Below are 24,296 nucleotides of genomic sequence, written 5' to 3' on the forward strand. Positions count from 1 at the left end.
GGGAGCGGCCTTGTGCCGCGATTGGGCCGCGAGGCGGCCCCCTGTCGCAGAGGTAACTTACAGCCCGTTACGCGCCTTGAACTCGCGACGACGGCGGTGCAGCACCGGCTCGGTGTAGCCGTTCGGTTGCCTGGCACCTTCGACGACCAGCTCGACCGCGGCCTGGAACGCGATGTTGTCATCGAAGTTCGGCGCCATCGGGCGGTACTGGGCGTCGCTGGCGTTCTGCTTGTCGACAACCGCTGCCATGCGCTTGAGGCTTTCCAGCACCTGCTCCTGGGTGACGATGCCATGACGCAGCCAGTTGGCCAGCAACTGCGCGGAAATGCGCAGGGTGGCGCGGTCTTCCATCAGCCCGACGTTGTTGATGTCCGGCACCTTCGAGCAACCCACGCCATGGTCGATCCAGCGCACCACGTAGCCGAGGATGCCCTGGGCGTTGTTGTCCAGCTCGTTGCGGATCTCGTCGGCCGACCAGTTGGTGTCGGCTGCCAGCGGGATGGTCAGGATGTCGTCCACCGAGGCCGGGGTGCGCGACGCCAGTTCGCGCTGCCGGGCCTGTACGTCGACCTTGTGGTAGTGCAGGGCGTGCAGGGTCGCGGCGGTTGGCGAAGGCACCCAGGCGGTGTTGGCGCCGGACAGCGGGTGGGCGATCTTCTGCTCGAGCATCGCCGCCATCAGGTCAGGCATGGCCCACATGCCCTTGCCGATCTGCGCGCGGCCTTGCAGGCCGGTGGCCAGGCCGATATCGACGTTGTTGTTCTCGTACGCGCCGATCCACTTCTCGCTCTTCATGGCGCCTTTGCGCACCATGGCGCCGGCTTCCATGGAGGTGTGGATCTCGTCGCCGGTGCGGTCGAGGAAGCCGGTGTTGATGAACACCACGCGCTCGGCCGCCGACTTGATGCAGGCCTTGAGGTTGACCGTGGTACGGCGCTCCTCGTCCATGATGCCGACCTTGACGGTGTTGCGCGGCATGCCCAGCAAGTCTTCGACGCGGCTGAAGATCTCGGCGGCGAACGCCACTTCCTCGGGGCCGTGCATCTTCGGCTTGACGATGTACACGCTGCCGCTGCGGGTGTTCTTGCGGCTGGTGTTGCCGTTGAGGTTGTGCAGGGCGATCAGGTTGGTGAACAGGCCGTCCTGGATGCCTTCGGGGACTTCGTTGCCCTGGGCATCGAGGATCGCCGGGTTGGTCATCAGGTGACCGACGTTGCGCACGAACAGCAGCGAACGGCCGTGCAGGGTGACGCTGCCGCCGTTGGGCGCTGCGTACTCGCGGTCGGGGTTCATGGTGCGGGTGAAGGTCTTGTCGCCCTTGGTCACGCTCTCGGCCAGGTCGCCTTTCATCAGGCCCAGCCAGTTGCGGTAGACGATGACCTTGTCGTCGGCATCGACGGCGGCGACCGAGTCTTCGCAGTCCATGATGGTGGTCAGTGCCGATTCCATCAGGATGTCTTTCACGCCGGCTGCGTCGGTGCTGCCGACCGGGGTGCTGGCGTCGACCTGGATCTCGAAGTGCAGGCCGTTGTGCTTGAGCAGCACGGCCGTTGGCGCGGCGGCGTCGCCATGGAAGCCGATCAGCTGGGCGTCGTCGCGCAGGCCGCTGTTGCTGCCGCCCTTGAGGGCGACGACCAGCTTGCCGGCGTCGATGCGGTAGCCGGTGGAGTCGACGTGGGAGCCGGCAGCCAGGGGCGCGGCCTCATCGAGGAAGGCGCGGGCGAAGGCGATGACCTTGTCGCCACGGACCTTGTTGTAGCCCTGGCCTTTTTCGGCGCCGCCTTCTTCGCTGATGGCGTCGGTGCCATACAGCGCGTCATACAGCGAACCCCAGCGGGCGTTGGCGGCGTTCAGGGCGAAACGCGCGTTCATCACCGGCACGACCAACTGCGGGCCGGCCATGTGGGCGATTTCTTCGTCGACGTTTTGCGTGGTGGCCTGGAAATCGTCGGCTTGTGGCAGCAGGTAGCCGATTTCCTGGAGAAATGCCTTGTAGGTCGCGGCGTCGTGGGCCTGACCCTGGCGTGCCTGGTGCCAGGCATCGATCTTGGCTTGCAGCTCGTCACGCTTGGCGAGCAGGGCTTTGTTCTTTGGAGCGAGGTCGTTGATGATCTTCTCTGCACCGGCCCAGAACTGCTCGGCGACGATGCCGGTCCCTGCGATGGCTTCGTCGTTGACGAAGTCGTACAGGACCTTGGCGACCTGAAGGCCACCGACTTGAACGTATCCAGTCATTGCTTGCCTCACTCTGCTCAGCTATTTCGCTCTTCTGTATTAAGCCTGTAGCGCTTCTCCAAACACGCGGCCAGTACATGCCCTCGTCGATAGCCCGAGGGCGGCTGGGTGCGGCCTGCCAGACCGGCTGGCGGGCGATTCGCGTAGTTTCACAGGCGCCTTGGCAGACATCCAAACGACGCTTTGTAGTCCGCGCCGGGGCATACTACATGATGCAGTAGGCGGGTGAACATCAGACTAAAAGCGTCGTTGTGCGACCGGTTGGTCGCATGGGGTCACGCTGGGAGCCTTCATGTTCGCAAAAAACCAGTGGATTGTTCCAGATAAATCTTGAAACAGTACACGATTTGTTGCGCGACTCGCCCTGCGGCAGGTTGCCGCGCCTTGCCTATACTGATGCGATGCCCTTGTACGAGCAGTTAGAGGAGTGGCCCGTGGATCATCTTGTACTCACCGTGATCGCCCCTGACAAGGCCGGGCAGGTCGAACGCATCGCCCAGTGCATCGCCGATCACAGCGGCAACTGGCTGGAAAGCCGCATGTCGCGCATGGCCGGGCAGTTCGCCGGGATCCTGCGGGTGGCGGTGCCGGCGGAAAACTACGACGAACTGGTCGAGTCGCTGCAGCGACTGGGCAGCCACGGCATTCGCGTGTTGATCGCCGAGAGCGGTATCGAGCCTGCCTGTACCTGGAAGCCGATCGCCATGGAGCTGGTGGGTAACGATCGCCCTGGCATCGTTCGTGACATCACCCGGCTGCTGTCCGAACTGGGTGTCAACCTGGAGCGTTTCACCACCGAAGTGCGCCCGGCGCCGATGAGCAGCGAGCCGTTGTTCCACGCCGATGCCCTGCTGGCGTTGCCGCTGACCTTGTCGCTGGATGATTTGCAAGAGCGCCTGGAAAGCCTGGCCGACGACCTGATGGTGGAGTTGCAGCTGCGCCCCGAGGATTGACGGGTTATCCCGGTTTTACGGGGACGCTCTTGTGGATAACCTTTGGAGATCTCTCTGCAGGCCATGTCTTTCATGGCCTGCAGGAGGTTGGGCGTTTTTTGATCAGGCGCGCTTGCGCAAGCTCAACCAGGCATCGACGCTGTAGATGGCCAGGCCCGCCCAGATGAACATGAACGCGACCAGCGTCGAGGGCGACAGGTGTTCACCGAACAGCAGCACGGCCTGCAGCAGCACCAGGGTGGGCGCCAGGTACTGCAGGAAGCCCAGGGTGGTGTAGGGCAGGTGGCGGGCGGCGGCGTTGAAGCACACCAGCGGCACCAGGGTCACCGGCCCGGCGGCGATCAGCCACAGCGCTTCGCTGCTGTCGAAGAACTCGAGGTTGGCGCTGCCGGCATCCGGATGCAGCAGCAACCAGCCCAGCGCCAGGGGGACCAGCATCCAGGTTTCCACCACCAGCCCCGGTAGCGCCGCCACGGGTGCCTGCTTGCGGATCAGGCCATAGAAGCCGAACGACAGCGCCAGCCCCAGCGACACCCACGGCAGGCCGCCCACCTGCCACACCTGCTGCGCCACACCCGCCGCCGCCAGGGCGACCGCCAGCCATTGCAGGCGGCGCAGGCGCTCGCCGAGCAGGAGCATGCCCAGCAGTACGTTCACCAATGGGTTGATGTAGTAGCCCAGGCTTGCTTCGAGCATGCGGCCGTTGTTCACCGCCCACACGTAGGTCAGCCAGTTGCCGGCGATCAGTGCGCCGCTCAGCGCGAGGATGGCCAGGCGCCGGGGATTGTCACGCAACTCCCGCCACCAGCCCGGGTGTTTCCACACCAGTAGCAGCAGCGAGCCGAACAGCGCCGACCAGAGCACCCGGTGGACGATGATCTCGACCGCAGGAACGCTCTGGATGGCTTTGAAGTAGAGGGGGAACAGGCCCCAGATGATGTAGGCGCTCAGGCCCAGGATGTACCCGCGCTGCGGGTTTGCGGCGTGCATGCAGATTCCTTGCTTTGGCAGCTGACTATCGCGGCGCCTATTGTAGACAGCTGGCGCCACGCAACTAGAACAATTTCAGGGGCGCTTCATCCAGCGCGGCCATCTGCTCGCGCAGGGCCAGGATCTGGTCGCCCCAATAGCGCGGCTGGCCGAACCAGGGGAAGCTGCGCGGGAACGCCGGGTCGTCCCAGCGCCGCGCCAGCCAGGCGCTGTGATGCAACTGGCGCAAGGCGCGCAGCGGCTCGATCAGCGCCAGCTGGCGCGGGTCGAAGTCATGGAACTCGTTATAGCCTTCGACCAGTTCGGCCACTTGTGCCAGGCGTTCTTCACGGCTGCCGGCCAGCATCATCCATAGGTCCTGCACCGCAGGCCCCATGCGGCAGTCGTCGAGGTCGACGACGTGATAGATGTCGTCGCGGTGCATCAGGTTGCCGGCGTGGCAGTCGCCATGCAGGCGGATCTTCTCGAAGGGGGTGCGTTGGTAGATATCCTCGACCCGCTTGAGCAGGTCGCGGGCTACCGATTCGAACGCCGGCAGCAGCTCGCGCGGCACGAAGTCGCCGTCCAGCAGGGTCTTGAGCGAGGCATGGCCGAAGTTGTCCACAGCGAGCGTCTCGCGATGTGCAAACGGGCGCGTGGCGCCGACGGCATGCAGGCGTCCAAGCAACTGCCCCAGGCGGTACAGCTGATCGAGGTTGCCGGGCTCCGGCGCGTGGCCGCCGCGACGGGGGAACAGGGTGAAGCGAAAGCCCTGGTGCTCGAACAGGCTCTGGCCTTCATGCTGCAGGGGAGCCACCACCGGCACTTCATGCTCGGCCAGCTCGAAGCTGAAGCTGTGCTCTTCGAGAATCGCCGCATCGCTCCATCGCCCGGGACGATAGAACTTGGCGATCAGCGGTTGTTCACCTTCGATACCGACCTGATAGACGCGGTTCTCGTAGCTGTTGAGCGCCAGTACCCGCGCATCGCTGAGAAAGCCCAGGCTTTCGACGGCGTCCAGGACCAGGTCGGGGGTGAGGCTATCGAAGGGGTGAGACATGGGAGCTCCAGCGGGGGAATGCAGGCGTGGCATGGTAACGCATTCCATGGCGGCTTCAGGTGCCAAAGCTCGCCGCATTGCTGTGGCAGCCCGCATTCATGCCTGTCCGCTATACCGGCACTCCCAGCAAGACGAACGAAGGATGAAACTGCACCCGCACCCTGCTGCCCGCAGCGACGGCCTGCTGTTGCAGCCATTGTGGCTCGGCAAAGGCGCACAGGGTCTGGCCGTTGCCCAGCTCAAGGCGCATTTCACTGCCGCTGCCTTCGTCGGCCAGCACCTCGTCCACGCGCGCCTGCAGGCAATTGCTGTCGGCGTCCGGCTGCTCGCCGTCAGCCAGCAGTTTCACCCACCCGGCCTTGAGCAGCGCCACGACGGTGCTGCCCAGCGCCAGATCGAGGCGCTCGGTGCTGTCGCGGGTGATCAGCGCGTCGATTTCCAATCCACCCCCCAGTTCCAGGCTGACCCGGTCGTAGCGCCCTTCGCGACGCAGCCCGCTGATCTGCCCGCGCAACTGGTTGCGCGCGCTGGTGCGCAGCATCAGGCGGCCGAGCAGGTCGAGGTCGCTGTGTTGTTCGGCGGACTCGAGGATTTCGCTTTGCAAGGCCTGGATGCGCTGATAAAGGCGCAACACCCGTTCGCCCTCGGCCGACAGCCTGGCCCCGCCACCGCCCCGTCCACCGGCACTGCGCTCCACCAGCGGCTGGGTGGCGAGGTTGTTGAGCTCGTCGATGGCATCCCAGGCGCTCTTGTAGCTGATCCCGGCCGCCTTGGCGGCGCGGGTGATCGAGCCTTGTTCAGCGATGTGCTGCAGCAGGGCGATGCGCTGCGGGCGGCGGACGATGTGCTGGGCAAGCAGGGCGGGCAAAGACATGGGGCAGGTTACCGGGCGAGTGATGCGGCGAAATTGCCTTCGAGGGCGAGTCTAGTCAACCCTGCCTGGCCGGGGGGTGCGAGCCAGGCAGTAGACATCGACCCGGGCAGCGCCGGCCTTGCGCAGCAGGTTGGCCAGTGCACGCGCGGTGGCACCGGTGGTCAGCACGTCGTCGACCAGGGCGATGTGCCGCCCTTGCACGCAGGCCTGCGGTGCGAGGGCAAAAGCCTGGCGCAGGTTGCGCCAGCGCGCCTTGGCATCGAGGGTCTGCTGGGCTGCAGTATCGCGCGGACGCAGCAGCACCTGCTCGTTGCAGGGGATGTGCAATGGCTGCGACAGCCAGCGGGCAAGCATGGCCGCATGGTTGAAACCGCGCTGGCGCAGTCGACGCCTGGCCATGGGGACAGGCAACAACTGGTCAGGCCGTGCCAGGCCCTCGTCATAACGATGTTGCAACGCCTGGCTCAGCAACTGCGCCAACAGTCGGCCCAGCGGCCACTGGCTACGGTGCTTGAAGCGGCTGATCGCGGTGTCCAGCGGAAAGCCGAAATGCCAGGGGGCAATTACCTGCTCGAAAGGCGGAGGCCTGCGGCTGCATTGAGCGCAGCACAACCCATGCATGGGCATCGGCAGGGCGCAACGGGTGCACTGCTCATCGAGCCATGGCAAGGCGTGCTCGCAGGCCAGGCACAGCGGATAAGGCTGCCCGCCCCGTTCATCGCAGAATAAACAGGCATGGTTACTATTTAACCAGTTGTAAACCAGTTGTTTCAGGCGTGGTTGACAGTGCATGGACCTTCCGTGACTATGCGAGCTATCCGTGATGCGCTGGCGGGCTTTCCTGTCCCGGCGCCTGTCAGAGCCTAGATAAGGAAACGCCGATGAGCGCTAGCGCAAATGCAACAACACGTCACGACTGGTCCCTGGCCGAGGTCAGGGCGCTGTTCCAGCAACCGTTCAACGACCTGTTGTTCCAGGCGCAGACCGTGCACCGCGCGCATTTCGACCCGAACCGCGTGCAGGTTTCGACCTTGCTGTCGATCAAGACCGGCGCCTGCCCGGAAGATTGCAAATATTGTCCGCAGTCCGGCCACTACAACACCGGGCTGGAAAAGCAGAAGCTGATGGAAGTGCAGAAAGTGCTGGAAGAGGCTGCCCGGGCCAAGGCCATCGGTTCGACCCGCTTCTGCATGGGCGCGGCCTGGAAACACCCCTCCGCCAAGGATATGCCCTACGTGCTGGAGATGGTCAAAGGGGTCAAGGCCCTGGGCCTGGAAACCTGCATGACCCTCGGCAAGCTCGACCAGGAGCAGACCCAGGCACTCGCCCAGGCGGGGCTGGACTACTACAACCACAACCTCGATACCTCCCCGGATTTCTACACCAGCATCATCACCACCCGCACCTACAGCGAGCGCCTGCAGACCCTGGCCTACGTGCGCGACGCCGGGATGAAGATCTGCTCCGGCGGCATCCTCGGCATGGGCGAGTCGCTGGACGACCGTGCAGGCCTGCTGATCCAGTTGGCCAACCTGCCAGAGCACCCGGAATCGGTGCCGATCAACATGCTGGTGAAGGTTGCCGGTACGCCGCTGGCCAACGCCGAAGACGTCGATCCGTTCGATTTCATCCGCATGCTGGCAGTGGCGCGGATCCTCATGCCCAAGTCGCACGTGCGTCTGTCCGCGGGCCGGGAGCAGATGAACGAGCAGATGCAGGCCCTGGCCTTCATGGCGGGTGCCAACTCGATCTTCTACGGCGAAAAACTGCTGACCACCGCCAACCCGCAGGCCGACAAGGACATGCAGCTGTTCGCACGCCTTGGCATCCAGCCCGAGGCGCGCGAGGAGCATGCCGACGAGGTGCACCAGGCGGCCATCGAGCAGGCGCTGGTCGAGCAGCGCAGCAGCGAGATGTTCTACAACGCCGCTTCGGCCTGAGCATGGCCTTCGATCTGGCGGCGCGCCTGGCCGAACGGCGTGCCGCGGACCTGTATCGGCGGCGCCCGCTGCTGCAAAGCCCGCAGGGCCCGGAGGTGGTGGTCGACGGGCAGCGCCTGCTGGCGTTCTGCAGCAACGACTACCTCGGGCTGGCCAACCACCCCGAAGTGATCGCCGCCTGGCGTGCCGGTGCCGAGCGCTGGGGCGTCGGTGGCGGGGCTTCGCACCTGGTGGTCGGGCACAGTACGCCGCACCACGAGGTCGAGGAAGCCATCGCCGAGCTGACCGGGCGCCCGCGTGCGCTGCTGTTCACCACTGGCTACATGGCCAACCTCGGCGCCATCACTGCGTTGGTGGGGCAGGGCGATACCGTCCTGCAAGACCGCCTCAACCATGCCTCCCTGCTCGATGGCGGGTTGCTCAGCGGTGCGCGTTTCAGCCGCTACCTGCACAACGACCCGTCCAGCCTGGCAAGTCGCCTCGATAAAGCCAGCGGCGACACGCTGGTGGTCACCGACGGGGTGTTCAGCATGGACGGTGACCTTGCCGATCTGCCGGCACTGGCGGCAGTGGCACGCCCGAAGGGGGCATGGCTGATGGTCGACGACGCCCATGGCTTCGGGACCTTGGGCACCAAGGGCGGCGGTATCGTCGAGCACTTCGGGCTGGGCATGGATGCGGTGCCGGTATTGATCGGCACGCTGGGCAAGGCCTGCGGTACGGCCGGCGCGTTCGTCGCTGGCAGCGACGAGTTGATCGAGGCACTGGTGCAGTTCGCCCGTCCCTACATCTACACCACCAGCCAGCCACCGGCCTTGGCCTGCGCAACGCTCAAGAGCCTGCAGCTGCTGCGTGATGAGCACTGGCGGCGCGAGCACCTGAACGCGCTGATCCGTCAGTTCCGCGAGGGCGCGCAGCGGATCGGCCTGGCCTTGATGGACAGCCCCACGGCGATCCAGCCGATTCTGGTGGGCGACTCGGCGCGGGCGTTGACACTGTCGAAGAGGCTGCGCGAGCGGGGGCTGCTGGTCACCGCGATCCGCCCTCCGACGGTGCCGGTCGGTGGTGCCCGCCTGCGCGTGACCCTCAGCGCGGCGCACAGTGAGGCGCAGGTCCAGCTATTGTTGAATGCATTGGCCGAGTGTCATGCACAGCTGGAGTCCGCCGATGCGTAACCGACTGATCCTCCTGCCCGGCTGGGGGCTGGGCACCGCTTCACTGGAACCCCTGGCCGCCAGCCTGCGCGCCCAGGACCCACGCCTGCAGGTCGAGCTCGTGCCGCTGCCGGAGCTGGCCAGCGACGACCCCCAGGCCTGGCTCGACCACCTCGACCGCAAGCTGCCGACGGATGTCTGGCTTGGCGGCTGGTCACTTGGCGGCATGCTCGCCAGCGCCCTGGCGCACAAGCGCGGCGACCACTGCTGCGGCCTGCTGACACTGGCCAGCAACCCCAGCTTCGTGGCCCGGTCCGACTGGCCCCACGGTATGGCCCAAGACACCTTCGGCACCTTTCTCGACGGTTGCCGCAGCCACCCCCAAGTGACCCTCAAGCGCTTTCGCAGCCTGTGCAGCGACGGCGCCCAGCAGCCGCGTACCTTGCTGCGCCAGCTCGGAGTGGGTGTGCCGGACACGGATCCGCTGTACCTGGCCAACGGTCTGCAAGTGCTGGCCAGGCTCGATACCCGTGCTGCGCTCGAGCACTACGGCGGCCCCCAGCTTCACCTGTTCGCCGGCGGCGATGCGCTGGTGCCGGCGGATGCGGCCAAGGCCCTCAGCGAGTTGTTGCCGGACGTTGAAGTCGGCCTGGTCGAAGACAGTTCCCACGCCTTCCTGCTGGAATACCCGCAGGAACTGGCGGCGGGCATCAAGAGTTTCCTGCATGAGAGTGGTGATGACTGACCTTTCCCGCCCGATCCTGCCCGGCGCCCTGCCGGACAAGCGCCAGGTGGCCGCTTCGTTCTCCCGGGCCGCAGCCAGCTATGACAGCGTGGCCGCCCTGCAGCGCGCGGTGGGCGATGCCTTGCTCGCCCGCTTGCCTGCCGCGCTGGAGCCTTCGCGCTGGCTCGACCTGGGCAGCGGCACTGGCCATTTCAGCCGGGACCTGGCTGCGCGTTTCGGCACGGCCCACGGCGTCGCGGTGGACATCGCCGAGGGTATGCTTGGACACGCCCGCCAGCAGGGCGGGGCGCATCATCATGTGGCCGGTGACGCCGAGCGCCTGCCGCTGCGCGACGATGCCTTCGACCTGGTGTTCTCCAGCCTCGCGGTGCAGTGGTGCGAGCAGTTCGCCAGCGTGCTGGCGGAGGCCCGGCGCGTGCTGCGACCGGGCGGCGTGCTGGCCTTCAGCAGCCTGTGCGTCGGTACCCTGGACGAGTTGCGTGCCAGCTGGCAGGCGGTGGATGGGCTGGTGCACGTCAACCGTTTCCGCCGCTTCGAGGACTATCAGCGTCTGTGTGCCGACAGCGGCCTGGCGCTGCTCGGGCTGGAGCGTCGTGCCCATGTATTGCACTACCCGGACGTGCGCAGCCTGACCCACGAACTCAAGGCACTCGGCGCGCACAACCTGAATCCCGGAAGGCCCTCGGGCCTGACCGGTCGGGCACGCATGCAGGGGCTGCTGCAGGCCTACGAGCAGTTCCGTGACACCGAAGGCCTGCCTGCCACCTACCAGGTGGTCTATGGGGTGCTGCGCAAGCCGTTGGGCGAAGGGGTGTGACATGAGCAAGGCCTATTTCATCGCCGGTACCGACACCGATGTCGGCAAGACCACCATCGCCGCCGGGCTGCTGCGTGCTGCACGCAACCTTGGGCGCAGCACCCTGGCGGCCAAGCCTGTGGCGTCCGGCTGCACGCTCGGCGCCAAGGGGCTGCGCAACAGCGATGCGCTGGCGCTGATCGACCAAAGCACGATCAAGCTGCCGTATGAGGAGGTCAATCCTTTCGCCTTCGAACCGGCCATCGCCCCGCATGTGGCCGCACGTGAGGCCGGCGTGGCGCTGAGCGTGCCGACGCTGCGCGATGCCATGAACGATGTGCTTGCTCACAAGGCCGACTTCACCTTGATCGAGGGCGCAGGCGGCTGGCGCGTGCCGTTGTCCGATCACGCCAACCTGTCCGACCTGGCGGTTGCATTGAAGCTGCCGGTGATCCTGGTGGTGGGAGTTTGCCTGGGTTGCATCAACCATGCGCTGCTCAGCGCCGAGGCCATCGCCCGTGACGGCCTGCAACTGGCAGGGTGGGTGGCCAATGTCGTCGACCCGCGGACTTCGCGGTTGGAAGACAACCTGGCAAGCCTGGCCGAGCGCCTGCCCGCGCCCTGCCTTGGGCGAGTGCCCTGGCTCAAGCCAGCGGCGGCGGATGCTGTGGCCGAGTATCTGCATCTGGAACTACTCGACTGAGGGCTTGATGAACATCCAGTTACGAAAAATGCCCTGATTCTATTAGCTGGCACTGGGCTATTAAGGATTTAAACGGGTATTTTTTCGTTCGGGCTGTTTTAATTGAGTTCTCTTTCCTCATCCAGTCTTGTGGAGTCCTGATATGGAAATCACCGGCAGCTCTGCTTTCTACGCAGGCCTCGGCGCCATCCAGAACGGGCAGAACCGCGTCGACCAGGCCGCCAGCCAGATCGCCAGCAATGGTGTCGATCGTGCCGGCTCCAGCCAGTCCACCAGCTATCAGGCCGAGCGCCTGCGTGGTGTCGACCGCAGCCAGCAGCAAGACCTGGCCACCAGCACCGTGCAGCTTGCCCTGGGCAAGCATGAAGTCGAACTGGGCGTCAAAGTCGCCAAGGCCTCCGACGAAATGCTCGGTCGGTTCATCGATACCTACGCCTGATTCGGCCATCTCCGGCCAAGCACCTGTGGGAGCGGGTTTACCCGCGAAGAAACCAGACGCCATGGCGTGCCTGGATTGATTCGCGAGTAAACCCGCTCCCACAGGCGCGTTGGATCGATGAATGATGCGATGGCATGAACGCCATCGTTCGTGACCGAATTGGCACTATCGTCCCTTCTTGACATTGATCCGAGCTAAACGTAAGTTTCAAACAACTGTTTGACCGAAAGCCGCCAAGCGTAGAACGGTGTGCGCGGTCCCCTCAAAGAACTCAGCCCAGAGGTTCATCGCCATGCCTGAATACAAAGCCCCCTTGCGTGATATTCGCTTCGTCCGTGACGAGCTGCTGGGCTACGAAGCGCACTATCAGAGCCTGCCGGGTTGCCAGGACGCCACCCCGGACATGGTCGATGCGATCCTCGAAGAAGGCGCCAAGTTCTGCGAGCAGGTCCTGGCCCCGCTGAACCGCGTTGGCGACCTGGAAGGCTGCACCTGGAGTGAGTCGGGCGTGAAGACCCCGACCGGTTTCAAGGAGGCCTACAAGCAGTTCGTCGAAGGCGGCTGGCCGAGCCTGGCCCATGACGTCGAGCACGGCGGCCAGGGCCTGCCCGAGTCGCTGGGCCTGACCCTGAGCGAAATGGTCGGTGAGTCCAACTGGTCCTGGGGCATGTACCCAGGTCTGTCCCACGGCGCGATGAACACCATCTCCGAGCACGGCACCCCCGAGCAGCAGGAGACCTACCTGACCAAGTTGGTGTCCGGCGAGTGGACCGGCACCATGTGCCTGACCGAGCCGCACTGCGGCACCGACCTGGGCATGCTGCGCACCAAGGCCGAGCCACAGGCCGACGGCAGCTACAAGGTCTCCGGCACCAAGATCTTCATCTCGGCCGGCGAACACGACATGGCCGACAACATCGTCCATATCGTGCTGGCCCGCCTGCCCGATGCACCGGCTGGCACCAAGGGTATCTCGCTGTTCATCGTGCCCAAGTTCCTGCCGAACGCCGAAGGTGGCGTGGGTGAGCGCAACGGTGTGAGCTGCGGCTCGCTCGAGCACAAGATGGGCATCCACGGCAACGCCACCTGCGTGATGAACTTCGACGCTGCCACCGGCTACCTGATCGGCCCGGCCAACAAAGGCCTGAACTGCATGTTCACCTTCATGAACACCGCTCGCCTGGGCACCGCGCTGCAAGGCCTGGCCCACGCCGAAGTGGCGTTCCAGGGCGGCCTGAAGTACGCCCGCGACCGTCTGCAGATGCGTTCGCTGACCGGCCCGAAAGCCCCGGACAAGGCCGCTGACCCGATCATCGTCCACCCGGACGTGCGTCGCATGCTGCTGACCATGAAAGCCTTCGCCGAAGGCAACCGCGCGATGGTCTACTTCACCGCCAAGCAGGTCGACATCGTCAAGTACAGCCAGGATGAGGAAGAGCGCAAGAAGGCCGACGCCCTGCTGGCCTTCCTGACTCCGATCGCCAAGGCGTTCATGACCGAAGTCGGCTTCGAGGCCGCCAACCACGGCGTACAGATCTACGGTGGCCACGGCTTCATCGCCGAGTGGGGCATGGAGCAGAACGTGCGCGACAGCCGCATCTCCATGCTGTACGAAGGCACCACCGGCATCCAAGCCCTCGACCTGCTGGGTCGCAAGGTCCTGATGACCCAGGGCGAAGCGCTCAAGGGCTTCACCAAGATCGTTCACAAGTTCTGCCAGGGCCAGGAAGGCAACGAAGCCACCAAGGAATTCGTCGAGCCGCTGGCTGCCCTGAACAAGGAATGGGGCGAGCTGACCATGAAGATCGGCATGGCGGCGATGAAGGACCGCGAGGAAGTCGGCGCCGCGTCGGTCGACTACCTGATGTATTCCGGCTACGCGTGCCTGGCCTACTTCTGGGCCGACATCGCCCGCCTGGCGGCCGAGAAGCTGGCGGCCGGCACCGAGGAGCAAGCGTTCTACACCGCCAAGCTGCAGACTGCGCGCTTCTACTTCCAGCGTATCCTGCCGCGCACCCGTACCCACGTGGCCGCAATCCTGTCGGGTGCCAACAACCTGATGGCGATGAAGGAAGAAGACTTCGGTCTGTCGATCTAAAGCCTGACGCTGTACGAAAAACCGCCTGCCGTTATCGGCAGGCGGTTTTTTTTTGCCCGGCACAGTTGCATTCGGTAACCGGAAAATTTCAAGACTCGCGGCCCGCCTGCCGTTAAATCCTACTGTTGTATTCATCTATTCATGTGCGCTGCCGATGAACTAAAGGCACAATGCTATTATTGATCTGCCGGGTCGGAGATTACCCTTGTTTCGTCTATCCGCTGTCCGCGTGAGTCACTTCCTGCCTTCGATACTGCTGTTGCTGTCGGGGCTTGCGGCGGCCTACGTCAGGGACTTGAACGTGTTCTTCACGTCCCTGTTCAACGTCCTGCCCACCCTGGTGCTGCTGCTCGGCGGCGCCTACTGCGCCGTGTACCGCCGTCAGCGTGAACTGTTCCTGATGGTCACGGTGTACATCGCCTACTTCCTGCTCGATACCCAGACCGACTATTACCGTGACAACGGCCGGGTCCGCGAGGATGCGGCAGTGGTCTTCCACCTGGTGTGCCTGTTGCTGCCTGCGCTGTTCGGCCTGTTCGGCGCCTGGCAGGAGCGTACCCACCTGGCCCAGGACATGCTCGCCCGCTTCGCCGTGCTGTTCGCGGTCGGCAGCGTGGCCCTGGCGCTCGAGCAGAGTTACCCACAGGCGTTGCTGACGTGGCTGGCCGAAATCCGCTGGCCCTCGCTGCATGGCCAGTGGATGAGCCTGATCCAGCTGGCCTACCCGCTGTTCCTGGGCGTGTTCATCCTGCTGGTGGTGCAATACCTGCGCGAGCCGCGGCCGTTGCATGCGGCGCAGGTCGTTGGCCTGATCGGCGTCTTCTGGATGCTGCCGCAGACGTTCATCCTGCCGTTCACCCTGAACATCATGTGCAGCCAGGTGATGCTGATGATCGCTGCTGCCGTTTCCCACGAGGCGTACCAGATGGCGTTTCGCGACGAACTGACCGGGCTTCCCGGCCGACGCGCGCTGAACGAACGCATGCAGCGCCTGGGCCGCAGCTACGTGATCGCGATGACCGACGTCGACCATTTCAAGAAATTCAACGACACCCATGGTCATGACGTGGGCGACCAGGTGCTGCGCCTGGTTGCCAGCCGCCTGTCGAAGGTCACCGGGGGCGGACGTGCCTACCGCTACGGCGGCGAGGAGTTCGCGCTGGTCTTCGCCGGGCAGACCGCCGAAGAGTGCCTGCCGCACCTGGAGGCCGTGCGCGAGATGATCGCCAACTACGCCATTCAGCTGCGTGATCAGAACAGCCGGCCACAGGATGATTCCACCGGGCGCCAACGGCGCGCGGGGTCGGCTGGCAATACGGTGTCGGTGACCATCAGCATCGGCGTCGCCGAGCGCATGCCGGAGCACCGCAACCCCGAAGAGGTGCTGAAATCCGCCGACCAGGCGCTCTACAGCGCCAAGGCCGCAGGTCGTAACTGCGTCATGCAGCAAGGGCAGACTGCTCGGCGCGGGGCCGTGCGCATGGCGTGACCATAGTTGACTATATGGTCGCGTGATGACCCTATGTCTCGTAAAAGTTGTTCGGTTACACTGCTTCCAACCCAGTGTGCGGCCCGTGGCGGCCGCCCCCGACTCTGCTAGCGAGAGGTTGTCATGGCCGACTATAAAGCGCCCCTGCGCGATATGCGCTTCGTACTTAATGAAGTCTTCAAGGTTGCCGATCTCTGGGCCCAGCTGCCGGGTCTGGCTGAAGTCGTCGATGGCGAAACTGCCCTGGCCGTGCTGGAAGAGGCGGGCAAGGTCACCAGCAAGAGCATCGCGCCGCTGAGCCGCGCCGCCGACGAAGAAGGCTGCCATTGGGACAACGGCGCGGTGCGCACCCCGGCAGGCTTCATCGAGGCCTACAAAACCTATGCCGAAGGCGGCTGGGTAGGGGTGGGCGGCGATCCGCTGTTCGGTGGCATGGGCATGCCAAAGGCGGTTTCGGCGCAGGTCGAGGAAATGGTCAACGCCTCGAGCCTGGCCTTCGGCCTGTACCCGATGCTCACCGCTGGCGCCTGCCTGTCGATCAACGCCCACGCCAGCGAGGCGCTGAAGAAAAAGTACCTGCCGAACATGTACGCCGGGGTGTGGGCCGGTTCCATGTGCCTGACCGAACCCCATGCCGGCACCGACCTGGGGATCATCCGCACCAAGGCCGAACCGCAGGCCGACGGTAGCTACAAGGTCAGCGGCACCAAGATCTTCATCACCGGCGGCGAGCACGACCTGACCGAGAACATCATCCACCTGGTGCTGGCCAAGCTGCCCGATGCGCCGGCTGGCCCGAAAGGCATCTCGCTGTTCCTGGTGCCCAAGTTCATGGTCAACGACGACGGCAGCCTGGGCGAGCGCAACCCGGCGAACTGCGGCTCGATCGAACACAAGATGGGCATCCAGGCCTCCGCCACCTGCGTGATGAACTTCGACGAGGCGGTCGGCTACATCGTGGGTGAGCCGAACAAGGGCTTGGCGGCGATGTTCACCATGATGAACTACGAGCGCCTGGGCGTCGGTATCCAGGGCCTGGCCTCGGCCGAGCGCTCCTACCAGAATGCCGTCGAGTACGCCCGCGACCGCCTGCAAAGTCGCTCGCCCACAGGCCCCCAGGCCAAGGACAAGGTCGCCGACCCGATCATCGTCCACCCCGATGTGCGCCGCATGCTGCTGACCATGAAGGCCCTGATCGAGGGTGGCCGGGCGTTTTCCACCTACGTGGCCATGCAACTGGACAGCGCCAAGTACAGCGAAGACGCCACCACCCGCAAGCGCAGCGAAGAACTGGTGGCACTGCTGACGCCAGTGGCCAAGGCGTTCCTCACCGACCTGGGTCTCGAGTGCGCGGTGCACGGGCAGCAGGTATTCGGCGGTCATGGCTACATTCGCGAATGGGGCCAGGAGCAGCTGGTGCGCGATGTGCGCATCACCCAGATCTACGAAGGCACCAACGGCATCCAGGCGCTGGACCTGATGGGGCGCAAGGTGGTGGCCAGCGGTGGTGCGTACTACCGCCTGTTCGCTGACGAGATCCGTGAGTTCATTGGCGATGCTGACGACGAGTTCAGCCGACCGCTGGGCGCTGCACTGGATCAGCTCGACGGCCTGACCGAGTGGGTGTTGGAGCAGGCCAAAGGCAACCCCAACGAAATTGGCGCCGCCTCGGTCGAGTACCTGCACGCGTTCGGCTACGTAGCCTATGGCTACATGTGGGCATTGATGGCCCGTGCAGCACAGGCCGGCGAGGGCGACGAAGCCTTCTACGGCGCCAAGCTGGGCACGGCGCGCTTCTACTTCGCCCGCTTGCTGCCGCGCCTCGACTCGCTGGTGGCCTCGGTCAAGGCCGGCAGCGAGTCGCTGTACCTGCTGGACGCGGAGCAGTTCTGATCGCAGGGCCGGGCGCTATCGAACGAGATGTTTCGAAAACCTCGGCCTTGTAAGCTTTTTCCTACGCATCGTGGTGACTTTTCGCCTCTTTCCTAAGATTGGATCCACGGTTAATCTTTCTTACATGGACGGAGCGCAGGAAGCGCAAAGGACAGAACAGGGACACGTAGGATTTCCTGCCAGGATGGTGGGGCGATAGGGATGTCAGGGAAACAGTCTGGAAAACCCCGCTTAGGCGGGGTTTTCTTTGTCTGCGTTTTTTAACCGCGACCTTCCCGGGTTGCCACGCCGATCTGGCGCGCATCGCTCTCTTCCTCGAGCAGCGTACGCAACAACTCCACGGACGCCTGCTGACGCTGGGCGTCGCGAAACACCAGGCCTACCTTCAAAGGCACCCGCGGCTCGCTGAGCGGCTTCCAGAGCAGTTCCTGATCGTCTTCGGCGGCCTCCTTGGCACGCCCCGGCAGGATGGTCGCCAGGGCGGTGTTGGCCAGGCTGTCGAGAATGCCGCCCATGTTGTTCATCTCGGCCTGCACCTGTGGCCTGCGCCCGAGATTGGCCAGTTGCGCCTTCCAGATCTGGCGGATCTGGAACTCCTCGCCCAGCATCAACAGCGGCAGTTCGGCGGCTTGTCTGATGGAGACTTTCTTGAAGTCCTTCAACGGGTGAGTATTGGGGATGACAAGCTGCAGTTCATCTTCGTACAACAGCAGGCCATGCAGCCCAGGTTGTCGCGGTGGCAGGTAGCTGATGCCAATATCCAGGCTGCCATTGAGCAGCCGCCGTTCGATCTCCAGCCCTGACAATTCGTAAATCTGCACCACCAGGTGCGGCTGGGCCTTGCGCAGCTTTTCCAGCAACCGCGGTACCAGGCTCGGGCGCACGGTCTGCAACACGCCGATGGCCAAGGTGCGCAGCGACTGGCCCTTGAAGCCGAGCATGGCTTCCTGGGCACGCTGCAGCCCATCGAGCAAAGGCAGGGCATGGTTGTAGAGGGTGTGGGCGGCGAGAGTAGGCAGCAGTCGCTTGTTGCTGCGCTCGAACAGGCTCAGGTCGAGGCTGTGTTCGAGCTGGCGAATCTGTTGCGACAGCGCTGGCTGCGACAGCGACAGCCGTTCGGCTGCGCGGCCTACATGGCCTTCTTCATAGACCGCGACGAAATAGCGCAGTTGGCGAAAATCCATAAGGAATACTTATCGAAAAAGCTGGGAAATCGAAATGGCAGCAGGGTGCCGGGAAGCCTAGTCTATCGCCGTACTCCGGTGGGCTGAAGCGATCAGCCCGGTTCATTGTTACCCCGGATGAGAAACACTTTTGATAGGCAAGGCAGAATGACCGACCTGCGGCACAGACCGAGGCGCCTTGCCCGTTCCCGTGATTGCCCTGGAGCCACCATGAACCTGTTCAAGCTGCGTCGCCCGGCTGCCGCCGTTGCCGAGCCCGTGCAGAGCTTGCCGAGCGCCACGCCGTTGTCTGGCCAATGGCTGATGCCGGGCCGCGAGCGCGCAGCGCAGGTGTTCGTGCGGGGTCAGGGGTCATGGTTGTGGGACGACCAGGGGCATGCCTACCTGGACTTCACCCAGGGCTGCGCGGTCAACAGCCTGGGGCACAGCCCTGAGGTGCTGGCCAAGGCGCTTGGCAGCCAGGCCCAGGCCCTGATCAACCCGGGTGCGGGCTTTCACAGTGCGCCGCTGCTGGCGCTGGTCGCGCGCCTGTGCCAGAGCACCGGCAGCGACCAGGCCTACCTGCTCAACAGTGGCGCCGAGGCCTGCGAGGGCGCGATCAAGCTTGCGCGCAAGTGGGGCCAACTGCACCGTGGCGGCGCCCACCACATCATCACCGCCACCCAGGCCTGCCATGGCCGCAGCCTGGGCGCGCTGTCGGCATCCGACCCACTGCCTTGCAACCGCTGCGAACCAGGGCTGCCAGGCTTCAGCAAGGTACCGTTCAACGACCTGGCGGCGCTGCATGCCGAAGTCGATTCGCGCACCGTGGCGATCATGCTTGAGCCGATCCAGGGCGAAGCCGGCGTGATTCCGGCGACACGCGAATACCTGCAGGGTGTCGAGAAGCTCTGCCGTGAACTGGGCATCCTGCTGATCCTCGATGAAGTACAGACCGGTATCGGTCGCTGTGGCGCGCTGTTGGCCGAACAGACCTACGGCGTGCGCGCCGACATCATCACCCTGGGCAAGGGCCTGGGCGGCGGTGTGCCGCTGGCTGCGCTGCTGGCCCGTGGCCGCGCCTGTTGCGCCGCACCAGGTGAGCTGGAGGGCAGCCACCACGGCAACGCGCTGATGAGCGCAGCGGGCCTGGCCGTGCTGGATACCGTGCTGGCACCGGGTTTCCTCGAGCAGGTTCAGGACAGCGGCCGACACCTGCGCGATGGCCTCAGTCGTCTGGCGGGGCGCTTTGGCCAGGTGGCGGTGCGGGGCCAGGGGCTGTTGTGGGCGTTGCAGCTACGTGAGGCGCTGGCCCATGAGCTGGTGGATGCGGCGTTGCACGAAGGCCTGCTGCTCAACGCCACGCAACCGGATGTGTTGCGTTTCTCGCCGGCACTGACCGTGAGCCGGGGCAACATCGACGAGATGCTGCTGCGGCTCTCCAGGGCATTTGCCTGCGTGCATGCTCGTCAGCAGGCCCGCCGCGAAGCGACTGCCTGATTCATCGGATTTCAACGAACCGTCTCGCGTTCCTGCGCATCGCCCCTGGCCAGCTGCATTCGGCCCGGGGCGTTTTTTTTCAACCGTGATGTCAGTGTGGAACCTCCCGCGAAGCGCACTAGTCTGTGTTGAGAACCATCCCAGGAGAGCTTCACATGGACTTCATTCGTATCATCATCGCCATCATCCTGCCGCCGCTGGGCGTGTTCCTCCAGGTCGGCTTCGGCGGGGCGTTCTGGCTGAACATCCTGCTGACCCTGCTGGGCTATATTCCCGGGATCGTGCACGCGGTGTACATCATCGCCAAACGCTAGGCCATGCGGGGGCCGTACGCGGCCCCTTCAACCCTGCAGTACCCGGCAGTAGAACTGCCACTCCGCTTCCAGCGCATGGGCAAGGTTCTGCGCCTTGCGAAAACCATGACGCTCCTGCGCGTAGAAATGCCCTACGGCCTCGATGCCGTTGGCCTTCAGCGCTTCCAGCATGCTACGGGTCTGTTCCGGTACTACCACCGCATCCAGCTCGCCTTGGAAGAAGATCACCGGGGCCTTGATCCGATGGGCGTGCAGCAGCGGCGTGCGTTGCCGGTAGCGTTCGGCATCTTGCTGCGGGTCACCGATCAGCCAGTCCAGGTAGTCGCCTTCGAACTTGTGGGTGGCCTTGCCCAGTGCAACGGGGTCGCTGACACCGTAGAGGCTGGCGCCGGCGCGGAACACGTCGTGGAAGGCCAGTGCGCACAGGGTGGTGTAGCCGCCGGCGCTGCCGCCGCGAATGAACGCCTTGCCGGGGTCGACCAGGCCTTGGCCGGCGAGGTAGGCGACGGCGGCGCAGGCGTCCTGTACGTCGATCTCGCCCCAGCGCAGGTGCAGGGCCTGGCGGTAGGCGCGACCGTAGCCGCTGCTGCCGCGGTAGTTGAGGTCGGCGACGGCGAAGCCGCGCTGGGTCCAGTACTGGATGCGCGGGTCGAGCACCGGGTAACAGGCCGAGGTCGGGCCACCGTGGATGAACACCACCACGGGCGGGTTGGTGTCGGCACCCCTGGCCGGGTAGAAGAAGCCATGGGCCAGGGCATCGCCGCTGGGGTAGTGGATGGCCTGCGGGCGACTGATATGGCCGGCAGGGAGCACCTGGCTACCGCCGGCCAGGACCTGGCAGCGCCTGCCATCACGTTCGATGGCCAGGACCGCCGGTGGCTGGGTGGGTGAGGCAGCGATGGCATAGAGGTGGCCGGCGTCCATCGCCAGGCTGCGAAACCGTGTGTAGTCTTCGGCGAATGCCTGCAGCCCCTGGGCAGCGCTGCGCATTGCCAGCTTGCCGAAGCCGTTGTCGAACCAGGTTGCCAGGTAGTCCTGCCCGCCCAGGGGCAGCCAGGTGCAGGCGCCCAGTTGCCAGGGGGCTGCGGCGTGGTCCGCCGCCTCGGCGGGCAGGGCCTGCCAGCGGCCGTCGATTTCGCCCCAGGGTTGCCAGAAACCGTTGCGATCCGACAGGCAGTACAACCTGCCTCGAGCGTCGAAGCGCGGTTGTTGCAGGGATTCGTCCTGACCCGCCACGCAGCGTGGTGGGCCCCAGTCGCCATCGGCCTGCCGCTCGCGGCACATCAGGCGGGTGAGGGTCCAGGGCTGCGCCGGGCGGTCCCATTCGATCCAGGCCAGGCGCTGGCCGTCGGCGCTGAGGGTCGGTGCGGCGTAGAAGTCGGCGCCTGCGGCCAGTACCTGGCGCGAACCGGGCGTCAGCGCCACCAGCCGGTGTTCGACCTGTTCGGCGTGGCGCTCCTCCACGGCCAGCAACTGACCGTCATGCCACTGCAGGTCGCCATGGCGGCAATCGGTGGCTGCGCTCAGTGCCTGCGGCGGCGAGCCATCCAGCGCCTGCCGGTAGACCTGCTGGTCACTCTCGTTGACGAAGAACACGGCGTCCGCGCCCAGGCAGAAACTGCCGCCACCGTATTCGTACACGCGGCTGCGCGCGCTGAAGCCGTCCGGGGTCAGGCAGCGTGCCTGGGCATGGTGCCAGTGCCATATCCGGCAAGCGCCATCGGCGGGGCGGAACTCGTTCCAGAACAGCCCCTGTTCGCCGACCTTGAGTTCGGCGAAGTCGGTGCCGGCCGCCACTGCCTGGGCGGCGCTGAACTCAGCCGCGGGCGATGACACGGGAGTTGCGCTCGTTGCGGAAGGTCATCTGTTCGATGTTCATCTGGGCGCTCTGTGCCTCTTCGCGAGCCTTGAGGATGATGCCGTGATCCGGCGACTTGGCGCACACCGGGTCGGCCTTGCTGGCATCGCCGGTAAGCATGAAGGCCTGGCAGCGGCAGCCGCCGAAGTCCTTTTCCTTCTCGTCGCACGAGCGGCAGGGTTCGGGCATCCAGTCGTAGCCGCGAAAGCGGTTGAAACCGAACGAGTCGTACCAGATGTGCCGCAGGTCGTGGTCGCGCACGTTGGAGAACTGCACCGGCAACTGTCGTGCGCCGTGGCAGGGCAGGGCGGTGCCATCGGGGGTGACGGTGAGGAACAGGCTGCCCCAGCCGTTCATGCAGGCCTTGGGGCGCTCTTCATAGTAGTCGGGGGTGACGAAGATCAGCTTGCATGGGTGGCCAGCGGCCTTGAGCCGGTCGCGGTATTCGTTGGTGATGCGCTCGGCGCGTTCGAGCTGCTCGCGGGTGGGTAACAGGCCCAGGCGGTTGAGGTGCGCCCAGCCGTAGAACTGGCAGGTGGCGAGCTCGACGAAGTCGGCTTCCAGGGCGATGCACAACTCGATGATGCGGTCGATGCGATCGATGTTGTGGCGGTGGGTGACGAAGTTCAGCACCATCGGATAGCCGTGGGCCTTGACCGCGCGGGCCATCTCCAGCTTCTGCGCGAAGGCTTTCTTCGAGCCGGCCAGCAGGTTGTTCACCTGTTCGTCGCTGGCCTGGAAGCTGATCTGGATATGGTCCAGCCCGGCCTGCCTGAACGCGGCGATCTTCTGCTCGGTCAGGCCGATGCCGGAGGTGATCAGGTTGGTGTAGTAGCCCAGGCGCCGGGCCTCGCCGATCAGCTCGGCGAGGTCCTGGCGCACCAGCGGTTCGCCGCCGGAGAAGCCGATCTGCGCTGCACCCATTTCACGAGCTTCGGCCATCACCTTGAACCACTGTTCGGTGCTCAGCTCCTTGCCTTGCTCGGCGAAGTCGAGCGGATTGGAGCAGTAGGGGCACTGCAGCGGGCAGCGGTAGGTCAGCTCGGCCAGCAGCCACAGCGGCAGGCCGACCGGCACCTCAGGCGAGGGTGATCCAGTGTTCGGCACGGGCCACCTCCATGAATTGCTCGATATCCTCGGCTACCTGGGCGATGCCGGGGAACTGCTGCTCGAGCTCGGCAATGATCGCGGCGACGTCGCGCTGGCCGTCGATCAGCCCGCCGATCAGGCCGGCGCTGTCGTTGAGCTTGATCATGCCTTCCGGGTACAGCAGCACGTGGCCCTTCTGGGCCGGTTCGTACTGGAAGCGATAGCCTGGGCGCCAGTTCGGCACCAGGTTGCGGTCAAGACTCATAGTGCGATCCCCTTGTGCCATACCCGTTCGCTTGTGACGCTGTGGTAGGGCGGGCGGTTCAGTTCATAGGCCATGCTCATGGCATCGAGCATGCTCCAGAGGATATCCAGCTTGAACTGCAGGATTTCCAGCATACGCTCCTGGCCGGCGCGCGTGGTGTAGTGCTGCAGGGTGATCGCCAGGCCGTGCTCCACGTCGCGTCGGGCCTGGCCCAGGCGGGTGCGGAAGTATTCGTAGCCGGCCGGGTCGATCCAGGGGTAGTGCTGGGGCCAGCTGTCCAGGCGCGACTGGTGGATCTGCGGGGCGAACAGTTCGGTCAGCGAGCTGCTGGCCGCTTCCTGCCAGGATGCGCGGCGGGCGAAGTTGACGTAGGCGTCGACGGCGAAGCGCACGCCGGGCAGCACCAGTTCCTGCGAGCGCAACTGGTCCGGGTCCAGGCCCACGGCCTGGCCCAGGCGCAGCCAGGCCTCGATGCCGCCGTCTTCGTCGGGCGCGCCGTCGTGGTCGAGCAGGCGCTGGATCCACTCGCGGCGCACTTCGCGGTCCGGGCAGTTGGCCAGGATCGCGGCATCCTTCATCGGGATGTTCACCTGGTAGTAGAACCGGTTGGCCACCCAGCCCTGGATCTGCTCACGGGTGGCACGGCCCTGATACATCGCCACGTGATAGGGGTGATGGATGTGGTAGTAGGCGCCCTTGGCGCGCAGGGCCTGCTCGAATTCGGCAGGGGACATCGGCAGTGCGTCGCTCATCGGGCCT

General features: G+C 65.1%; 22 protein-coding genes. 12 read left to right on the forward strand and 10 right to left on the reverse strand.

Going from position 1 to position 24,296, the window contains the following annotated elements; translation table 11 throughout:
• Window positions 1–57: 57 nt before the first annotated feature.
• Complete coding sequence (locus tag AC1TXO_RS01970) at window positions 58–2,235, reverse strand: malate synthase G (RefSeq protein WP_486404829.1); 2,178 nt, start codon at window positions 2,233–2,235, stop codon at window positions 58–60.
• A 434-nt stretch (window positions 2,236–2,669) separates the two neighbouring features.
• Here AC1TXO_RS01970 and AC1TXO_RS01975 point away from each other — a divergent pair, with 434 nt between their 5' ends.
• Window positions 2,670–3,188, forward strand: coding sequence for a glycine cleavage system transcriptional repressor (locus AC1TXO_RS01975; protein ID WP_486404830.1), 519 nt, complete (start codon window positions 2,670–2,672; stop codon window positions 3,186–3,188).
• Window positions 3,189–3,290: 102 nt separating this feature from the next.
• Here the strand turns inward: AC1TXO_RS01975 and rarD are convergent, their stop codons facing one another.
• The 4 genes from rarD to AC1TXO_RS01995 all read right to left on the reverse strand — a co-directional run bounded on the left by rarD (window position 3,291) and on the right by AC1TXO_RS01995 (window position 6,883).
• Window positions 3,291–4,178 (reverse strand): EamA family transporter RarD, encoded by an 888-nt coding sequence (gene rarD, locus AC1TXO_RS01980; protein ID WP_486404831.1) that lies wholly within the window; start codon window positions 4,176–4,178, stop codon window positions 3,291–3,293.
• 64 nt (window positions 4,179–4,242) lie between these two features.
• Window positions 4,243–5,217 carry a serine/threonine protein kinase gene (locus AC1TXO_RS01985; RefSeq protein WP_486404832.1) on the reverse strand — a complete coding sequence of 325 codons (975 nt, stop codon included), beginning with the start codon at window positions 5,215–5,217 and terminating at the stop codon, window positions 4,243–4,245.
• A 109-nt stretch (window positions 5,218–5,326) separates the two neighbouring features.
• On the reverse strand, window positions 5,327–6,091 hold the full coding sequence (locus AC1TXO_RS01990; RefSeq protein ID WP_486404833.1) for a TOBE domain-containing protein: 765 nt from the start codon (window positions 6,089–6,091) through the stop codon (window positions 5,327–5,329).
• A 51-nt stretch (window positions 6,092–6,142) separates the two neighbouring features.
• Window positions 6,143–6,883, reverse strand: coding sequence for a ComFC family protein (locus AC1TXO_RS01995; protein WP_486404834.1), 741 nt, complete (start codon window positions 6,881–6,883; stop codon window positions 6,143–6,145).
• Between the two features lie 89 nt (window positions 6,884–6,972).
• On the opposite strand from AC1TXO_RS01995, the gene bioB reads away from it, so the two are divergent.
• The 9 genes from bioB to AC1TXO_RS02040 all read left to right on the forward strand — a co-directional run bounded on the left by bioB (window position 6,973) and on the right by AC1TXO_RS02040 (window position 17,348).
• Window positions 6,973–8,031 (forward strand): biotin synthase BioB, encoded by a 1,059-nt coding sequence (bioB, locus tag AC1TXO_RS02000; RefSeq protein WP_486404835.1) that lies wholly within the window; start codon window positions 6,973–6,975, stop codon window positions 8,029–8,031.
• Window positions 8,032–8,033: 2 nt separating this feature from the next.
• Window positions 8,034–9,206, forward strand: coding sequence for an 8-amino-7-oxononanoate synthase (bioF, locus tag AC1TXO_RS02005; protein ID WP_486404836.1), 1,173 nt, complete (start codon window positions 8,034–8,036; stop codon window positions 9,204–9,206).
• Complete coding sequence (locus AC1TXO_RS02010) at window positions 9,199–9,930, forward strand: alpha/beta fold hydrolase (RefSeq protein ID WP_486404837.1); 732 nt, start codon at window positions 9,199–9,201, stop codon at window positions 9,928–9,930. Before bioF ends, AC1TXO_RS02010 begins: the two co-directional genes overlap by 8 nt.
• The gene (gene bioC / locus AC1TXO_RS02015) at window positions 9,923–10,747 is read left to right on the forward strand and encodes a malonyl-ACP O-methyltransferase BioC (RefSeq protein ID WP_486404838.1); all 825 of its coding nucleotides are present in this window, start codon (window positions 9,923–9,925) and stop codon (window positions 10,745–10,747) included. Before AC1TXO_RS02010 ends, bioC begins: the two co-directional genes overlap by 8 nt.
• Before the next feature lies 1 nt (window position 10,748).
• A complete protein-coding gene (gene bioD / locus AC1TXO_RS02020) occupies window positions 10,749–11,429 on the forward strand; it encodes a dethiobiotin synthase (protein WP_486404839.1) in 681 nt (226 codons plus the stop codon).
• A gap of 142 nt (window positions 11,430–11,571) precedes the next feature.
• A complete protein-coding gene (locus AC1TXO_RS02025; RefSeq protein ID WP_486404840.1) occupies window positions 11,572–11,868 on the forward strand; it encodes a pyrroloquinoline quinone biosynthesis protein PqqE in 297 nt (98 codons plus the stop codon).
• A gap of 292 nt (window positions 11,869–12,160) precedes the next feature.
• A complete protein-coding gene (locus tag AC1TXO_RS02030) occupies window positions 12,161–13,966 on the forward strand; it encodes a phenylacyl-CoA dehydrogenase (protein WP_486404841.1) in 1,806 nt (601 codons plus the stop codon).
• Window positions 13,967–14,171: 205 nt separating this feature from the next.
• Complete coding sequence (locus AC1TXO_RS02035; RefSeq protein ID WP_486404842.1) at window positions 14,172–15,455, forward strand: GGDEF domain-containing protein; 1,284 nt, start codon at window positions 14,172–14,174, stop codon at window positions 15,453–15,455.
• A 123-nt stretch (window positions 15,456–15,578) separates the two neighbouring features.
• A complete protein-coding gene (locus tag AC1TXO_RS02040) occupies window positions 15,579–17,348 on the forward strand; it encodes an acyl-CoA dehydrogenase C-terminal domain-containing protein (RefSeq protein WP_486404843.1) in 1,770 nt (589 codons plus the stop codon).
• Between the two features lie 260 nt (window positions 17,349–17,608).
• On the opposite strand, the gene AC1TXO_RS02045 is transcribed toward AC1TXO_RS02040, so the two are convergent.
• Window positions 17,609–18,532, reverse strand: coding sequence for a LysR family transcriptional regulator (locus AC1TXO_RS02045; RefSeq protein ID WP_486404844.1), 924 nt, complete (start codon window positions 18,530–18,532; stop codon window positions 17,609–17,611).
• 210 nt (window positions 18,533–18,742) lie between these two features.
• Between AC1TXO_RS02045 and AC1TXO_RS02050 the strand changes: the two genes are divergently transcribed.
• Together AC1TXO_RS02050 and AC1TXO_RS02055 are read left to right on the forward strand one after the other, a co-directional pair.
• Window positions 18,743–20,011: an aspartate aminotransferase family protein gene (locus AC1TXO_RS02050; RefSeq protein WP_486404845.1), complete on the forward strand. Its 1,269-nt coding sequence runs from the start codon at window positions 18,743–18,745 to the stop codon at window positions 20,009–20,011.
• Between the two features lie 155 nt (window positions 20,012–20,166).
• Window positions 20,167–20,325: a YqaE/Pmp3 family membrane protein gene (locus AC1TXO_RS02055; protein ID WP_009681539.1), complete on the forward strand. Its 159-nt coding sequence runs from the start codon at window positions 20,167–20,169 to the stop codon at window positions 20,323–20,325.
• Window positions 20,326–20,352: 27 nt separating this feature from the next.
• On the opposite strand, the gene AC1TXO_RS02060 is transcribed toward AC1TXO_RS02055, so the two are convergent.
• The 4 genes from AC1TXO_RS02060 to pqqC are packed head-to-tail and all read right to left on the reverse strand — an operon-like array spanning window position 20,353 to window position 24,289.
• Entirely contained in the window at window positions 20,353–22,161 is a 1,809-nt protein-coding gene (locus tag AC1TXO_RS02060) for a S9 family peptidase (protein WP_486404846.1), read from the reverse strand.
• Window positions 22,142–23,290, reverse strand: a complete 1,149-nt coding sequence (gene pqqE, locus AC1TXO_RS02065) for a pyrroloquinoline quinone biosynthesis protein PqqE (protein WP_486404847.1) — start codon at window positions 23,288–23,290, stop codon at window positions 22,142–22,144. The genes AC1TXO_RS02060 and pqqE overlap by 20 nt, the downstream gene beginning before the upstream one ends.
• The gene (pqqD, locus tag AC1TXO_RS02070) at window positions 23,262–23,537 is read right to left on the reverse strand and encodes a pyrroloquinoline quinone biosynthesis peptide chaperone PqqD (RefSeq protein WP_486404848.1); all 276 of its coding nucleotides are present in this window, start codon (window positions 23,535–23,537) and stop codon (window positions 23,262–23,264) included. The genes pqqE and pqqD overlap by 29 nt, the downstream gene beginning before the upstream one ends.
• Window positions 23,534–24,289, reverse strand: coding sequence for a pyrroloquinoline-quinone synthase PqqC (pqqC, locus tag AC1TXO_RS02075; RefSeq protein WP_486404849.1), 756 nt, complete (start codon window positions 24,287–24,289; stop codon window positions 23,534–23,536). The genes pqqD and pqqC overlap by 4 nt, the downstream gene beginning before the upstream one ends.
• Window positions 24,290–24,296 lie beyond the last annotated feature (7 nt).

The sequence above is a fragment of the Pseudomonas sp. FA117 genome, assembly GCF_057370475.1.

Excerpts from the sequence above, each read along its gene's own strand:
- AC1TXO_RS01970 (WP_486404829.1), bottom strand. The coding sequence starts at position 2,235 with ATGACTGGATACGTTCAAGTCGGTGGCCTTCAGGTCGCCAAGGTCCTG.
- rarD (WP_486404831.1), bottom strand. The coding sequence starts at position 4,178 with ATGCACGCCGCAAACCCGCAGCGCGGGTACATCCTGGGCCTGAGCGCC.
- AC1TXO_RS01985 (WP_486404832.1), bottom strand. The coding sequence starts at position 5,217 with ATGTCTCACCCCTTCGATAGCCTCACCCCCGACCTGGTCCTGGACGCC.
- AC1TXO_RS01990 (WP_486404833.1), bottom strand. The coding sequence starts at position 6,091 with ATGTCTTTGCCCGCCCTGCTTGCCCAGCACATCGTCCGCCGCCCGCAG.
- AC1TXO_RS01995 (WP_486404834.1), bottom strand. The coding sequence starts at position 6,883 with ATGCACTGTCAACCACGCCTGAAACAACTGGTTTACAACTGGTTAAAT.
- bioB (WP_486404835.1), top strand. The coding sequence starts at position 6,973 with ATGAGCGCTAGCGCAAATGCAACAACACGTCACGACTGGTCCCTGGCC.
- bioF (WP_486404836.1), top strand. The coding sequence starts at position 8,034 with ATGGCCTTCGATCTGGCGGCGCGCCTGGCCGAACGGCGTGCCGCGGAC.
- AC1TXO_RS02010 (WP_486404837.1), top strand. The coding sequence starts at position 9,199 with ATGCGTAACCGACTGATCCTCCTGCCCGGCTGGGGGCTGGGCACCGCT.
- bioC (WP_486404838.1), top strand. The coding sequence starts at position 9,923 with ATGACTGACCTTTCCCGCCCGATCCTGCCCGGCGCCCTGCCGGACAAG.
- bioD (WP_486404839.1), top strand. The coding sequence starts at position 10,749 with ATGAGCAAGGCCTATTTCATCGCCGGTACCGACACCGATGTCGGCAAG.
- AC1TXO_RS02025 (WP_486404840.1), top strand. The coding sequence starts at position 11,572 with ATGGAAATCACCGGCAGCTCTGCTTTCTACGCAGGCCTCGGCGCCATC.
- AC1TXO_RS02030 (WP_486404841.1), top strand. The coding sequence starts at position 12,161 with ATGCCTGAATACAAAGCCCCCTTGCGTGATATTCGCTTCGTCCGTGAC.
- AC1TXO_RS02040 (WP_486404843.1), top strand. The coding sequence starts at position 15,579 with ATGGCCGACTATAAAGCGCCCCTGCGCGATATGCGCTTCGTACTTAAT.
- AC1TXO_RS02045 (WP_486404844.1), bottom strand. The coding sequence starts at position 18,532 with ATGGATTTTCGCCAACTGCGCTATTTCGTCGCGGTCTATGAAGAAGGC.
- AC1TXO_RS02050 (WP_486404845.1), top strand. The coding sequence starts at position 18,743 with ATGAACCTGTTCAAGCTGCGTCGCCCGGCTGCCGCCGTTGCCGAGCCC.
- AC1TXO_RS02055 (WP_009681539.1), top strand. The coding sequence starts at position 20,167 with ATGGACTTCATTCGTATCATCATCGCCATCATCCTGCCGCCGCTGGGC.
- pqqD (WP_486404848.1), bottom strand. The coding sequence starts at position 23,537 with ATGAGTCTTGACCGCAACCTGGTGCCGAACTGGCGCCCAGGCTATCGC.
- pqqC (WP_486404849.1), bottom strand. The coding sequence starts at position 24,289 with ATGAGCGACGCACTGCCGATGTCCCCTGCCGAATTCGAGCAGGCCCTG.